General features: G+C 73.0%; 16 protein-coding genes. 8 read left to right on the top strand and 8 right to left on the bottom strand.

Translation table 11 applies throughout. The annotated features are described in order from the left end of the window. Positions 1-106: 106 nt before the first annotated feature. Positions 107-523: an SgcJ/EcaC family oxidoreductase gene (locus ABT041_RS14955; protein ID WP_351183988.1), complete on the top strand. Its 417-nt coding sequence runs from the start codon at positions 107-109 to the stop codon at positions 521-523. A gap of 18 nt (positions 524-541) precedes the next feature. Here the strand turns inward: ABT041_RS14955 and ABT041_RS14960 are convergent, their stop codons facing one another. Together ABT041_RS14960 and ABT041_RS14965 are read right to left on the bottom strand one after the other, a co-directional pair. Continuing rightward, positions 542-1,018, bottom strand: coding sequence for a GNAT family N-acetyltransferase (locus tag ABT041_RS14960; RefSeq protein ID WP_351183990.1), 477 nt, complete (start codon positions 1,016-1,018; stop codon positions 542-544). Continuing rightward, positions 1,015-1,983: a LysR family transcriptional regulator gene (locus ABT041_RS14965; RefSeq protein ID WP_351183992.1), complete on the bottom strand. Its 969-nt coding sequence runs from the start codon at positions 1,981-1,983 to the stop codon at positions 1,015-1,017. Before ABT041_RS14965 ends, ABT041_RS14960 begins: the two co-directional genes overlap by 4 nt. Positions 1,984-2,168: 185 nt before the next feature. Between ABT041_RS14965 and snpA the strand changes: the two genes are divergently transcribed. Further along, positions 2,169-2,822 (top strand): snapalysin, encoded by a 654-nt coding sequence (snpA, locus tag ABT041_RS14970; RefSeq protein ID WP_351183994.1) that lies wholly within the window; start codon positions 2,169-2,171, stop codon positions 2,820-2,822. A 126-nt stretch (positions 2,823-2,948) separates the two neighbouring features. Here snpA and ABT041_RS14975 read toward each other — a convergent pair whose 3' ends face one another. Genes ABT041_RS14975 through ABT041_RS14985 form a run of 3 tightly spaced genes read right to left on the bottom strand, consistent with a single transcriptional unit; the run spans position 2,949 to position 4,271 of the window. After that, positions 2,949-3,368: a DUF6304 family protein gene (locus ABT041_RS14975; RefSeq protein ID WP_351183996.1), complete on the bottom strand. Its 420-nt coding sequence runs from the start codon at positions 3,366-3,368 to the stop codon at positions 2,949-2,951. A 42-nt stretch (positions 3,369-3,410) separates the two neighbouring features. Continuing rightward, positions 3,411-3,650, bottom strand: coding sequence for a hypothetical protein (locus tag ABT041_RS14980; RefSeq protein WP_351183998.1), 240 nt, complete (start codon positions 3,648-3,650; stop codon positions 3,411-3,413). A gap of 39 nt (positions 3,651-3,689) precedes the next feature. After that, positions 3,690-4,271 (bottom strand): dihydrofolate reductase family protein, encoded by a 582-nt coding sequence (locus ABT041_RS14985; protein ID WP_351184000.1) that lies wholly within the window; start codon positions 4,269-4,271, stop codon positions 3,690-3,692. 104 nt (positions 4,272-4,375) lie between these two features. Here ABT041_RS14985 and ABT041_RS14990 point away from each other — a divergent pair, with 104 nt between their 5' ends. After that, positions 4,376-4,951, top strand: a complete 576-nt coding sequence (locus tag ABT041_RS14990; protein WP_351184002.1) for a TetR/AcrR family transcriptional regulator — start codon at positions 4,376-4,378, stop codon at positions 4,949-4,951. Here the strand turns inward: ABT041_RS14990 and ABT041_RS14995 are convergent, their stop codons facing one another. Next, complete coding sequence (locus ABT041_RS14995) at positions 4,952-5,995, bottom strand: family 2 encapsulin nanocompartment cargo protein polyprenyl transferase (protein WP_351184114.1); 1,044 nt, start codon at positions 5,993-5,995, stop codon at positions 4,952-4,954. 95 nt (positions 5,996-6,090) lie between these two features. After that, positions 6,091-7,506 (bottom strand): family 2B encapsulin nanocompartment shell protein, encoded by a 1,416-nt coding sequence (locus tag ABT041_RS15000; RefSeq protein WP_351184004.1) that lies wholly within the window; start codon positions 7,504-7,506, stop codon positions 6,091-6,093. Between the two features lie 253 nt (positions 7,507-7,759). Here ABT041_RS15000 and ABT041_RS15005 point away from each other — a divergent pair, with 253 nt between their 5' ends. Together ABT041_RS15005 and ABT041_RS15010 are read left to right on the top strand one after the other, a co-directional pair. Then, entirely contained in the window at positions 7,760-8,350 is a 591-nt protein-coding gene (locus tag ABT041_RS15005) for an N-acetylmuramoyl-L-alanine amidase (RefSeq protein ID WP_351184005.1), read from the top strand. A 189-nt stretch (positions 8,351-8,539) separates the two neighbouring features. Further along, positions 8,540-9,442, top strand: a complete 903-nt coding sequence (locus tag ABT041_RS15010; protein ID WP_351184007.1) for a 1-aminocyclopropane-1-carboxylate deaminase/D-cysteine desulfhydrase — start codon at positions 8,540-8,542, stop codon at positions 9,440-9,442. 54 nt (positions 9,443-9,496) lie between these two features. On the opposite strand, the gene ABT041_RS15015 is transcribed toward ABT041_RS15010, so the two are convergent. Next, complete coding sequence (locus tag ABT041_RS15015) at positions 9,497-11,092, bottom strand: Na+/H+ antiporter (protein ID WP_351184009.1); 1,596 nt, start codon at positions 11,090-11,092, stop codon at positions 9,497-9,499. Positions 11,093-11,133: 41 nt separating this feature from the next. On the opposite strand from ABT041_RS15015, the gene ABT041_RS15020 reads away from it, so the two are divergent. The 3 genes from ABT041_RS15020 to ABT041_RS15030 all read left to right on the top strand — a co-directional run bounded on the left by ABT041_RS15020 (position 11,134) and on the right by ABT041_RS15030 (position 13,179). Then, on the top strand, positions 11,134-11,394 hold the full coding sequence (locus tag ABT041_RS15020; protein ID WP_351184011.1) for a UBP-type zinc finger domain-containing protein: 261 nt from the start codon (positions 11,134-11,136) through the stop codon (positions 11,392-11,394). Between the two features lie 346 nt (positions 11,395-11,740). After that, positions 11,741-12,154 (top strand): ATP-binding protein, encoded by a 414-nt coding sequence (locus ABT041_RS15025; protein WP_351184013.1) that lies wholly within the window; start codon positions 11,741-11,743, stop codon positions 12,152-12,154. After that, a complete protein-coding gene (locus tag ABT041_RS15030) occupies positions 12,151-13,179 on the top strand; it encodes an RNA polymerase sigma factor SigF (protein WP_351184015.1) in 1,029 nt (342 codons plus the stop codon). The genes ABT041_RS15025 and ABT041_RS15030 overlap by 4 nt, the downstream gene beginning before the upstream one ends. Position 13,180: the final 1 nt, after the last annotated feature.

Below are 13,180 nucleotides of genomic sequence, written 5' to 3' on the forward strand. Positions count from 1 at the left end.
CGGGCCTCCCGAGAGTCATCGCCGAACGGGCGGACGGCCGCGATGAATTCCGGACGCCTCCCCGGTACGTACCGGGGACATCCCCTCGACCGTCCAGGAGGACACCATGGTCACGACGACGACCACGCAGGACACCGCCGCCGAGCAGCAGGTGCGGTCCGTGATCGACGCCGTGTACGAGGCGTGGGCGGCCCACGACGCCGACGCCTTCGTCGCCCACTACGCCCCCGACGCGACCGCGGCCCTGCCCGGCTCCTTCCGCGACGGCCGCGAGCGGATCCGGGCCGCGATGGCCGCCGGTTTCGAAGGCCCCCTGAAGGGCTCGACCATCCGCGACGAGGTCCACAGCGTGCGGTTCCTCGGCGAGTCCCGCGACGCGGCCGTCGTCCTCGCCCGCAGCACCGTCGTCCTGGCCGGCGAGACCGACGTCCCGGACGACCGCTGGGTCCGCGTGACCTGGGCGCTGGAGCGCACGGGCGACGACGGCTGGCTGGTGGTCGCCTATCACAACTGCGCCGACTGACCGCCGGCCCGGGCGGCGCTACGCCTCCGCCGGGAGCGTGTACCGCCGTTTCTCCTTGGACGTGGCGCCCAGGCGGTCGTAGAAGCGGATCGCGCCCTCGTTCCAGACGGGGGTCTGCCACTGGAGTTCCGGGAGGCCGAGGGCACGGGCCTCTGCGCGGAGGGCCGCCATGAGGAGGGGGCCAAGGCCGTGGCCGCGGGAGGGCTCCGCGAGGTAGAGGCAGTCCATGTGGAGGTACTCCGTGCCGTCCCAGGTGGAGAGCTCCGGGGCGCAGGTGGCGTACCCCGCGAGGGTGCCGTCCGGGAGGACGGCGACGAAGCAGCGGAGCCGGGGCCTCTCGGGGCCGAAGAGGAGGCCGGTCAGTCGCTCCGCGAGGCCGGGGGCCGGAGGTGCCGCCTTCTCGTACGCGGCGTGCTCGGCGATCAGTTCGACGACGCGGGGCAGGTCCTCCGGGCGTGCGTGGCGCACCTCTGCCTGGCCGGGATCTTCGCTCATACGGTCATCATGCACGGTCCCGCCGGCAGCGTGGCCGTCGCGCCCCGGCGGCGGAGCCACTCGCGGTACGGGGCCGCCCGCAGGGCCACCTCCCGGTAGGCCGCCGCGAGTTCGGCGTACAGGACGTCCAGGGGCGCCCCCGGGCGTGCGTACAGGAGGAGACGGACCCCCAGCGGGTCGCCGCGCAGGGGGCGGATGGCCATGTCCTCGCGCGGGACCGAGGTGGGCTGGCAGGGGGCGACGGCTTCGCCGAGGACGATGAGCGAGGCGGCCGTGTGGTAGTCGCCGTGCAGCACGGGCGGGTCGATGCCCGCGGCGCCGAGGACCCGGCGGAGGCCGTCCCATTCGCCGTCGACGGTCGGGTCGACCATCCAGTGGTCGGCGGCGAGGTCGGCGAGGTCCACGACGGGCCGGGCGGCGGCCGGGTGGCCGGGGGCCATGGAGACGAACTGCGGTTCGCGGGCGACGAGGACCCGGCCCGTGAGGCCCTCGGGGATCCGCAGCGGGCAGCCCTCCACCTCGTGCACGAAGGCGACGTCGAGCTGCCCGGCGGCGACCGTGCGCAGCAGCGCGTTCGCGGAGACGTCCACCCGCAGGCCGACGTCCGTGCCGGGCAGCCGCTGCCGGAGCCGGCGCAGCCAGCCCGGTAACGCCCGGCTGGCGGTGGAGCCGACGCGGAGCCCGTCGCCGTCGGCGCGGGCGGCCGCGGCCCGGGTCTCGGTGACGAGCGCGGCCATGTCGGCGACGAGGGGGCGGGCCCGGCTGAGCAGGGAGCGGCCGAGCGGGGTGGGGCGGCAGCCGGTGCGGCCGCGGGAGAAGAGCTCCGCGCCGAGGGAGTTCTCGATGCGGCGCAGCTGGGTGGTCAACGAGGGCTGGCTCATGCCCAGTTGACGGGCCGCCTTGTGCAGGCTGCCCGTGTCGGCGATGGCGCAGAGCGCGCGCAGATGTCTCACCTCCAGCTCCATGCCCCGAGGGTAGGGCGGCTCCCCGGAGTCGCACCAGACGCCCGGAGCCCCTCAATCACCTTTCATTCCAAGGGAGTTGAGGCACGTCAGCCGGGTGATGCGACGGGGTTATCGGGGACTGGCATCATCCGCTCGCGGGCCGGCTCCCCCGAGACTCTCTCCGAACCCAACTGGAGGAGCCCCCCATGACTCATCCCAAGGTCCTCACCTCCGTGCTGACCGCCGCACTCGGCCTCGGTCTCGCCGCCACTCTCGGTACGACTCCGGCGGCGGCGGTCGGCACGGGCACCACGGTCGCCTCCGGCAACGCCGCCGTGGCGTACGCCGGTTCGGCCGAGGAGGCCAAGGCCAACCAGGCCTTCTTCGACGCCGTCGTGAAGTCGGTGGCGAAGAAGCGGGCCGCGACGCCGGGCGCGACGGCCGTCACGGTCGTCTACAGCGCGGCGAACGCGCCGACCTTCCGCACCCAGATCGCCCGCTCCGCGCAGATATGGAACAGTTCGGTGGTGAACGTCCGGCTCGTCGAGGGCAGCAACCCGGACTTCGCGTACTACGAGGGCAACGACTCCCGTGGCTCGTACGCCAGCACCGACGGCCACGGCAGCGGCTACATCTTCCTCGACTACCGGCAGAACCAGCAGTACAACTCGACCCGGGTCACCGCCCACGAGACCGGTCACGTCCTCGGGCTCCCGGACCACTACAGCGGGCCGTGCAGCGAGTTGATGTCGGGCGGCGGCCCCGGCACGTCCTGCCAGAACGCCCAGCCGAACGCGCAGGAGCGCTCACGCGTCGACCAGCTGTGGCGCTACGGCCTCGCGTCCGCCTTCAAGGGCTGAGGCGGGTCGACTCCGAGGGCTGACGCGGCTCCGCTTCAAGGGCTGAGGCCCCTCCGCTCCGAGAGCTGACCGCGAAGCCCCGTCCGTGGCGGCGGCGCCCCTCCCCGGGCGCCGCCGTCCCTCGTCTCAGGCCGCCTGGAGGAGCCGGCGGCCGAAGTCCGCGCCGGGCGGCAGCTGGCGCCGTACCCGCTCCAGGGCCCCCTCGAAGTCGCCCCCGGCGACGCATGCCTCGAAGGCGGCTCCGCCGTAGTGCAGGGTGAGGCTGAGGTCGGCGCGCTCGCCGAGCGTCAGCAGGCAGGCCAGCGTGGCCTGCTGTGCCGCGCCGTCCACGACGACGGGGAGCGGCAGGTCCCACTCCAGGACGCAGCCCGTGAGGGCCGCGTCGCTCCCCTCGGCGGCGACGAGCGCGGCGAAGCTCTCGCCCGCGTACTCGACGCCCCTGATCCGGGTGGCGACGCGCCGCCCGTCGGCCGTGATGACGATCGCTTCCGCGCCGCTGCGGTCCCGGTACCAGCCGGTCCAGACTTCTGTCGACTCCGATGACATGCGCGGACTGTAGCGGTATGACCGGCTCCGCCGCGCGTCCGGTCACCCTGGGGCCGGACTTCTCCCGTTCTCGCCGTTCTTGCCGGTCACCTGCGTGGTAGCGGCTTCCGCCCCCTCGTGCAGCGGGCACCTCGGGTTGCGGCAGGGCTGCACCTCCCACTCCGGCACCCAGGCCCCGAGGACCTTGTGCCGGGTGGCCAGCACGGCGAGCTGTTCGCCGCAGGCCGGGCAGTGACGCTCGGCCAGGGGGTCCCGCGTCGTGCGAGTCGCCTCGTCACCCATGCATCCAGAGTAGGCCGCCCCACGCGAGGCCGCCCGCCGCTAACGCTTCCTGGTGTACGTACGGACGAGCACGCCGTTCTCGAAGGCTCGGACGTCGCCGAGCTCGAAGTCCCGGGGCTCGAAGCCCGCGCCGAACATCGGCATGCCGGAGCCGTAGACCTGCGGGTACGTCTTGATGACCAGCTCGTCGATCTCCTCGATGAGCTCGCCGGCGAGGGTGGAGCCGCCACAGAGCCAGATGCCCAGGGGGCCGTCCTCGGCCTTGAGTTCGCGGACGCGGCCGACGAGGTCGTCGGCGATCAGCTCGACGTTCGGGTGGGGCGACTCGGTGAGCGAGCGGGTGGCGACGAACTCGCGCAGGTGGTTGTACGGGCTGGTGACGCCGATGTCCAGGGCGAGCTGGTACGAGCCCAGCCCCTGGACGACGGTGTCGAAGTGCCGGTTCTCGCCGTCGACGCCGAGCATCTCGCGGCCGTGCGTCGGAATGGTCTCCGGGTACTCGGTGCCCATCCAGGCCATGTAGGGCCCTTCGGAGTACTTGAACATGGAGGTGGCATCGCCCTCGGGGTCGCCGATGAAGCCGTCGATGGTGCAGGCGATGTAGTAGGTGAGCTTGCGCAAACCGGTCCTCTTCGTCCTGGGGGGTGCGGCCGCGATCGCAACCACGACAGCTATAGTGCTTCACCTGTAGTGGTTGCGCAAGGCCTTTACCGAAGGAGCCCGACGTGGCGAGAAACCCGGAACGTCGTGCGGCGCTGCTCGACGCCGCGATCGAGGTCCTGGCGGACGAAGGTGCCCGCGGGCTGACCTTCCGGGCGGTCGACGCCCGGGCGGGGGTCCCCACGGGCACCTCGTCCAACTACTTCAGCGACCGGGACCGGCTGCTCTCCCAGGTCGCGGACCGGATCTTCGTACGACTCACCCCGGAGCCCGGCGCCATCGACGCCGCGCTCCTCCCGACGCCCAGCCGCGCACTGGTCGTCGAGCTGATGCGGTGGCTCGCCCGGCGCATGACCGCCGAGCGCACGTGCTATCTGGGCCTCTTCGAGCTGCGTCTGGAGGCCGTGCGCCGACCCGAACTGCAGAAGCGGTTCACCGAGGTGCTCCGGGCCGACCTCGACCTGAACATCCGGCTCCACCTCGACTCGGGCATGCCGGGCGACGCGGACACGGTCCGGGTGCTCTACGTCGCCCTCACCGGTCTGCTCCTCGACCACTTCACCGTCCCCGGCCTCCTCGGGGACCGGGACCTGGACGACATGATCGAGACCGTGGTCACCCGGATCGTCCCGGAGGCGTGATCAGCGCGTCCGCCGCGTGACGAACTCCGCGAGGGCCAGCAGATCCTCCGCCGCCGCCAGGTCCGGCACCGCCTCGGCCAGGTGCTCCACGGCGCGGCCCATGCGCTCGGCCGCCTGGGCCTGGGCCCAGTCGCGGCCGCCGGCCCGCTCGACGGCGTCCGCAGCCGCCCGTACGGCCGCCGCGTCCAGGGCCGGGAGCGCGTACAGCTCGGCCAGCTCCTCCCCGGCGCGGGTGCCGGAGGTCAGCGCCGCCACCACGGGAAGCGACTTCTTGTGGGCGACGAGATCGGCGCCGGCCGGCTTGCCCGTCCGATCCGGGTCGCCCCAGATGCCGATGAGGTCGTCGATCAGCTGGAAGGCGAGACCGGCCTCCCGGCCGAAGGCGTCCATCGCCGCGACCTCCTCCTCCCCCGCGCCCGCGTACAGCGCGCCGAGGGCGCAGGAACAGCCGAGCAGGGCACCGGTCTTGGCGGTGGCCATGGTCAGGCACTCGTCGAGGGAGACCTCGCGCGGATCGCGCTGCTCGAAGGCGCAGTCGGCCTGCTGGCCGGCGCAGAGCTCGATGACACAGGCGGCGAGGCGCGCGGAGGCCGCCGCCGAGGCGGGGTGGGGGTCCTCGGCGAGCAGCCGCAGGGCCAGCGCGCACATCGCGTCCCCCGCCATGAGGGCGTCCGGGATGCCGAAGACGGTCCAGGCGGTGGCCCGGTGCCGCCGGGTCGGGTCCTCGTCGACGATGTCGTCGTGGAGCAGGGTGAAGTTGTGCGCGAGCTCCACCGCCGCCGCGGCGTTCACGGCACGCTCGTCTTCCGCACCGAGGGCGCGGGCCGCGGCGAGGACCAGGGCGGGCCGGATCGCCTTGCCCGGCTGCCCGGCGTCCGGGCTGCCGTCGGCGCGCTCCCAGCCGAAGTGGTACATCGCCACCCGTCGTATGGAGCCCGGCAGGGACTCGACGGTCGAGCGCAGTCGGGGGTTGACGGCGGCACGCGTCCGGTCCAGGAGCCTCACGGCCCCCTGTCCGTCGGCGACGGCGTCCACGCTGGTCATGGTCACGGTCATGTCCTTCGCATCCTTCACGGCGGTCCGCGGGGCGATCGGCCGGGGGCGGGCGGGTTCGGCTCCCGCCCCCGGCCGCCGACGACTCAGCGCCAGCGGCTGACCTCGACGTTCTCCAGGACGCCGAGGGCGTCCGGGACGAGGATCGCCGCCGAGTAGTAGGCCGTGACCAGGTAGGAGATGATCGCCTGCTCGTCGATGCCCATGAAGCGGACGGAGAGGCTGGGCTCGATCTCGTCGGGCAGACCGGTCTGGTGCAGACCGATGACGCCCTGGTCGGCCTCGCCGGTACGCATGCAGATGATCGAGGTGGTCCGGGCGTCCGAGACCGGGATCTTGTTGCACGGGTAGATCGGCACACCGCGCCAGGTCGGGATGCGGTTGCCCGCGACCTCGATCGTCTCGGGCACCAGGCCGCGCTTGTTGAGCTCGCGGCCGAAGGCGGCGATGGCGCGCGGGTGGGCGAGGAACATCTTGGAGCCCCGGCGGCGGGAGAGCAGCTCGTCCATGTCGTCCGGGCTGGGGGCGCCGTCGTGCGGCTGGAGCCGCTGCCCGTAGTCGCAGTTGGAGAGGAGGCCGAACTCCTTGTTGTTGATGAGCTCGTGCTCCTGGCGCTCGCGCAGCGCCTCGACCGTGAGCCGCAACTGCTGCTCGGTCTGGTTCATCGGCTGGTTGTACAGGTCGGCGACGCGGCTGTGGACCTTCAGCACGGTCTGGGCGACGCTCAGCTCGTACTCACGGGGCTTGGCGTCGTAGTCGACGTAGGTGTGCGGGACGACCGCCTCGCCGACGTGGCCGGCGGAGAGGTCGATGGCGGCCTCGCCGTAGGTGTTGGTGCTCCGGTCCGGCGCCGACGCCACGCTCGCGAGGTGGGCGGCGAGCGAGCCGGCCCGGTCCGCGAGGTTCCGTACGTCGTCGCGGGTCAGCTCCAGGACCGTACAGGCGGTGGCGGCCCGGGCGGTCCAGTCCCAGGTGGCGTCCTCGCCGACCAGCGCGGCCTCGCCGAGGTAGGCGCCGTCGGCGAGGACGCCGAGCACCGCCTCGTCGCCGTAGGGCCCCTCGCCGATCTGCTCGATGCGGCCGTGCGCGAGGAGGTACACCCGGTCGGTGGGGGTGCCCGCGACGGCGATGATCTCGCCCGCCGCGAACTCCCGCTGGGTGCATCGGGCCGCGAGCTCGGTCAGCGCGCTCTCGTCCTCGTAGCCGCGCAGCGCCGGGAGTTCGCCGAGTTCGGCGGGGATCACCGCGACGCGCTCTCCGGTCTGGACGAAGGTGACGCGGCCGTCACCCACGGAGTAGCTGAGCCTCCGGTTCACCCGGTACGTGCCACCCTGCACCTGGACCCACGGCAGCGTCCGCAGCAGCCACCGTGAGGTGATCTCCTGCATCTGCGGGGCCGACTTGGTGGTCGTGGCGAGGTTCCGCGCGGCGGCGGTCCCGAGACTCTGCTGCGGGGCCTGCTGCTCCGCGCGGACCTCGCCGTCAACCGAACCAACGGACATGGAACTCCCTCTCGTATGCCTGAGTTGCCCGAGAAGCCTTTCAGCACGGAGCGTGTCGCCGCCATTACACATTCGGGTGGGACTGTTCGACGATCTTCGGGGTATGTCACGCGATTTCCATCCGAACAGCGCAGCCCCACCTGCCTCCTGACGAACTGTCCGGATCGGCTCGCACACGGCCCGAACGCATGGCAGCGGAGGGGCGGACTCCGGTACTCCGGAAGCTCACCCCGTCCTCCGGAAGGAGTCGGTCATGGCCTCACCCATGTCCGCGAACAGGTTTCTCGGCGCGCTGCGCGACGAGGGCCTCGCGGTCGTCCAGGTCGGCGACTGGTCCACCCACAACCGCAACCACAAGGGCCCCTGGGGCCCGGTGCACGGCGTGATGATCCACCACACCGTGACCCGGGGCACCGCCAACACCGTCCGGATCTGCCGGGACGGCTACGAGGCCCTGCCGGGGCCGCTCTGTCACGGCGTGATCGCCAAGGACGGCACGGTCCACCTCGTCGGCTACGGGCGCGCCAACCACGCGGGCCTCGGCGACGACGAGGTCCTCCGGGCGGTCATCGCCGAGCGGCGCCTGCCGCCGGACGACGAGGCCACCACGGACGGCAACCGGCACTTCTACGGCTTCGAGTGCGAGAACCTCGGCGACGGCGAGGACCCGTGGCCGAAGGTCCAGCTGGAGGCCATCGCGAAGGCGGCGGCCGCGGTCTGCCGGGCGCACGGCTGGACACACCGCTCGGTCATCGGGCACCTGGAGTGGCAGCCGGGCAAGGTGGACCCGCGCGGGTTCACGATGGCCTCGATGCGGGAACGCGTCGCCGAGCTCCTGCGCTAGCGGGGGCGGGGCGGGGGCCCGACGGGTGGATGGCCGACGGGCGGGTGGCCGGCGCGTGGGGGCCCGACGGGTGCATGGACGACGGGCGGGTCGCGGGCAGGCGGGTGGCCGCCGGGCGCGTGGCCACCCGATCCACGGTGCCGCGGCCCGTCGCGGGACCGTGGATCCCCCGGGGCTCACAATGGCCGGGTGACCGCGTTCGACCTCTCCCGTCTGCGACCCCGGCTCCCCTCGCCCCTGGAGCCGGTGGAGGACGAGCGCTTCGCCCGCCGCGGCCTCACGCTGCTGCTGAAGCGCGAGGACCTCATCCACCCCGACCTGCCCGGCAACAAGTGGCGCAAGCTCGCGCTCAACCTGCGCGAGGCGGCCGGCCGGCCCGTGCTCACCTTCGGCGGCGCGTACTCCAACCACCTGCGGGCGACGGCCGCCGCCGGGCGGCTCCTCGGCTTCGAGACGGTCGGTGTGGTCCGGGGCGACGAGCTGGCCGGGCGCCCGCTGAACCCCTCGCTCGCGCGGTGCGCGGCGGACGGGATGCGCCTGGACTTCGTGGACCGGGCCACGTACCGCGCGAAGAACGACCCGGCCACGCGCGCGGCACTCCTGGAGCGGGCCCCCGCGGGCGCGTACGTGGTCCCGGAGGGCGGCAGCAACGCGCTCGCCGTCCACGGCTGCGTGGAGCTGGGCCGCGAGCTCGCCGGGGCGGCGGACACGGTCGCGGTCGCCTGCGGCACGGGCGGCACCCTGGCCGGGCTGGCGGCCGGCCTCTCCCCCGGGCAGAAGGCGCTCGGCGTCCCGGTCCTCAAGGGCGGCTTCCTCGGCGCGGAGGTCCGCGCCCTCCAGGAGACGGCCTTCGGCGCCCCGCGCGGCGACTGGACGCTGGACGAGCGCTTCCACGGCGGCGGCTACGCGCGCGTGCCCCCGGCCCTGGAGGCCTTCGCACAGGACTTCGAGGCGCGGCACGGACTCGCCATCGAGCGGCTGTATGTCGCCAAAATGCTGTACGGCCTGACGACCCTCGCGGAGGAGGGCGCCTTCCCGCCGGGCACCCGCCTCGCGGCCGTGATCACGGGAGCGCCCGAGACCGTCCCGTAAGGGAAGAGCGGCTAGTACGGGAAGAGCGTCCGGCACCGGAAGGCGAACCGGGCCCTAGTCGTCGATCTCCCGGTACGCCGCCGCCTCCTCCAGGTCGAGGCGCCGGAGCAGGGTGCGCATCATCTCGTCGTCGATCCGGCGGGCGTCGCGCAGCCGCACGAAGACCGCGCGCTCGGCGTCGATCATCTCGCGCGAGAGCCTGCGGTAGGTGTCGTCCGCGGTCTCCCCGGTGACCTCGTTGACCGCGCCCAGGCGCTCCCACACGGAGTTGCGGCGCCGCTCCATGACCGTGCGGAGCCGGTCGGCGAGAGGCTTCGGCAGGGCGTTGCGCTCGTCGGCGAGGAGCTCATCGAGGCGTTCCTCGGCGGCCCGCGAGGCCTCGCTCTGGGCCTGGGCCTCGGCGAGGGTCTCGGCGTACCGGTCGCGACCGGGCAGCTTCAGGAGCCGGATCAGGGGCGGCAGCGTGAGGCCCTGCACCACGAGGGTGCCGATCACGGTGGTGAAGGTGAGGAACAGGACGAGGTTCCGGGCCGGGAACTCCACGCCGTCGGTGAAGGCCGGGATGGAGAAGGCGATGGCCAGCGAGACCACGCCGCGCATGCCGGCCCAGCCGACGACGAGCGGCGCCCGCCAGTCCACCTCCGGCTCCCGCTCGCGGATGCGCGGGGAGATCCAGCGGGGCAGGAAGGTCGCCGGGTAGACCCAGACGAAGCGGACGACGACCACGGCGAGGAAGACCCCGAGCGCGTACCAGGCGGCCTGGCCCATGCTGTACCGGCCGAGTTCCCTGACGACGTACGGCAGCTGGAGGCCGATCAGGGCGAAGACGGCGGACTCCAGGACGAAGGCGACCATCTTCCAGACGGCCTCCTCCTGGAGCCGGGTGGCGAAGTCGACCTTCCATGCCTTGTGGCCGAGGAAGAGGCCGACCACGACGACGGCGAGGACGCCGGAGGCGCCGACCTCCTCGGCGGCGGCGTACGCGACGAAGGGGATGAGCAGGGAGAGGGTGTTCTGGAGGAGGGCCTCGGTCAGATGGGTGCGGAGCCAGTGGATCGGCACCATCAGGACCAGACCGACGCCGATGCCGCCGACCGCGGCCAGGGCGAACTCCCACAGGCCGCCGCCCCAGCTGATGCCCTCGCCGACGGCGGCGGCGAGGGCGACCTTGTACGCGGTGATGGCGGTGGCGTCGTTCACGAGGGACTCGCCCTGGAGGATCGTGGTGATCCGGTTCGGCAGGCCGAGCCTGCGGGCGATGGCGGTGGCGGCGACCGCGTCCGGCGGCGCGACGACCGCGCCGAGGACGAGCGCCGCGGTGAGCGGCAGGTCGGGCACGAGGACGTACGCGAGCCAGCCCACGGCCACGGTGGCGAAGAGGACGTACCCGACGGAGAGCAGCGCGACGGGCCGGATGTTGGCCCGCAGGTCGAGGTACGAGGAGTCGACCGCGGCCGTGTAGAGGAGCGGGGGCAGGATCAGCGGCAGCACGATGTGCGGGTCGAGGGTGTAGTCGGGGACCCCCGGGAGGTACGCGGCGGCCAGGCCGACGGCGACCAGGAGCAGCGGGGCGGGCACCGGGGTCCTGCGGGCGAACCCGGCCACGGCGGCGCTCGCCGCCACCAGTCCCACCAGCTGCAGTGCGTCCATGCTCCCGACCCCGTCCCGTGCCGCAACGTAACCTGGCCATCATGAGTGAGTGCCCGCACGTAGCCGAAATGCCGCGCCCCGAACCGGCGCCGCTCGCCGCCACCTGTCCCGAGTGCCTGGCGGACGGCACGCACCCGGTCCAGCTGCGGCTCTGTCTGAGCTGCGGGCACGTGGGCTGCTGCGACTCCTCGGCGGGGCGGCACGCGACGGCTCACTTCTCCTCGACCGGGCACCCGGTGATGCGGACGTTCGAGCCGGGCGAGGCCTGGCGGTGGTGCTTCGTGGACGGTTCGATCGTCTGACGGCCGGGGTGCCGCGTGGTCGTCGACGGTTCGATCGTCTGACGGACCGGTGCGCCGCGTGGTCGTCGACGGTCCGATCGCCTGACCGCCGGGGTGCCGCCGGGCGGCCGGCGCGGTCACGGACGGTTCGATGGCCCGGACGCTGGGTACGTCACCCCTCCGCGGGTTCTCCGCGGCCGCCGTTGGCGGGGGGCGAGGGACCACCTGGTCTCCGGAGCTCCCGGCGACACGGCAGGATGGATCGCGATAGCGTCACGGCGGACCGCGCAGGCTCCCTGCGTACCCGCCCGGTCCGGGGGCCTCTCCCCCGGACCCCGAATGAGCTTGTGCCACCTTGGAGGTGAGGGTGTCCCAGATCGCAGGCGAGCCCGGGACCCAGGACTTCGTGGAAGTCCGGCTGCCCGCTGCGGGTGCCTATCTGTCCGTGCTGCGTACGGCCACGGCCGGCCTCGCGGCGCGCTTGGACTTCACCCTCGACGAGATCGAGGACTTGCGGATCGCGGTCGACGAGGCCTGCGCCATCCTGCTCCAGCAGGCCGTGCCGGGGTCCGTCCTCAGCTGTGTCTTCCGGCTGGTCGAAGACTCCCTCGACGTGACGGTCTCCGCCCCGACGACGGACGGCAGGGCGCCCGAGCGCGACACCTTCGCGTGGACCGTGCTGTCGGCCCTCGCCGGGAAGGTGGAGTCGTCGGTGGCCGATGACCGTACGGTCTCGATCAGCCTGTACAAACAGCGCGGCGCGGGGCCAGGCCCGGCGTGAGGAGCGGGGACGCGACGGCCGGCATCCCTGAGCAGCAGGCGCGGCCGAACAGGGTCGCTACGGAGCAGGCGGACCACATGAGCGAGCACGAGCAGCACCACGAGGTTCCCGAGACACCAGGAGTCTCCGAGGCCCCGGCGAGTTCCGAGGGCTCCTCCGAGGCTCCCGAGGCGCTGACCCCCGAGGACGCCGTCGCGGCCGAGGCGGTGGAGAGGTCCGACGACGCCGAGGAGGACGACGAGGGTCCGGACGCCCACGCCGTCCCGGACCCGCACGACCGGAGCGGCGCCCGCGCCCTCTTCGTCCAGCTGCGCGAGCTGCCCGAGGGCTCCCCGGAGAAGGCCGAGCTGCGCAACCGTCTGGTGCGGATGCACCTGCCGCTGGTGGAGCACCTGGCCCGGCGCTTCCGCAACCGCGGCGAGCCGCTGGACGATCTGACGCAGGTGGCGACGATCGGCCTGATCAAGTCGGTCGACCGGTTCGACCCGGAGCGCGGGGTGGAGTTCTCCACGTACGCGACCCCGACGGTCGTCGGCGAGATCAAGCGCCACTTCCGTGACAAGGGGTGGGCGGTACGGGTCCCCCGCCGCCTGCAGGAGCTGCGGCTGTCCCTGACGACGGCGACGGCCGAGCTGTCCCAGCAGCACGGGCGGTCGCCGACCGTGCACGAGCTGGCGGAGCGGCTGGGGATCTCGGAGGAGGAGGTCCTGGAGGGTCTGGAGTCGGCCAACGCCTACTCGACGCTCTCCCTGGACGTCCCGGACACGGACGACGAGTCGCCGGCGGTGGCGGACACGCTGGGCGCGGAGGACGAGGCCCTGGAGGGGGTCGAGTACCGCGAGTCGCTCAAGCCGCTCCTGGAGGACCTGCCGCCCCGGGAGAAGCGGATCCTGCTGCTCCGCTTCTTCGGGAACATGACGCAGTCGCAGATCGCGCAGGAGGTCGGCATCTCCCAGATGCACGTCTCCCGGCTCCTGGCCCGGACCCTGGCGTCGCTGCGGGAGAAGCTCCTGGTGGAGGAGTAGT

This window comes from Streptomyces sp. NPDC002825 (assembly GCF_040295385.1).
GTDB lineage: Bacteria > Actinomycetota > Actinomycetes > Streptomycetales > Streptomycetaceae > Streptomyces.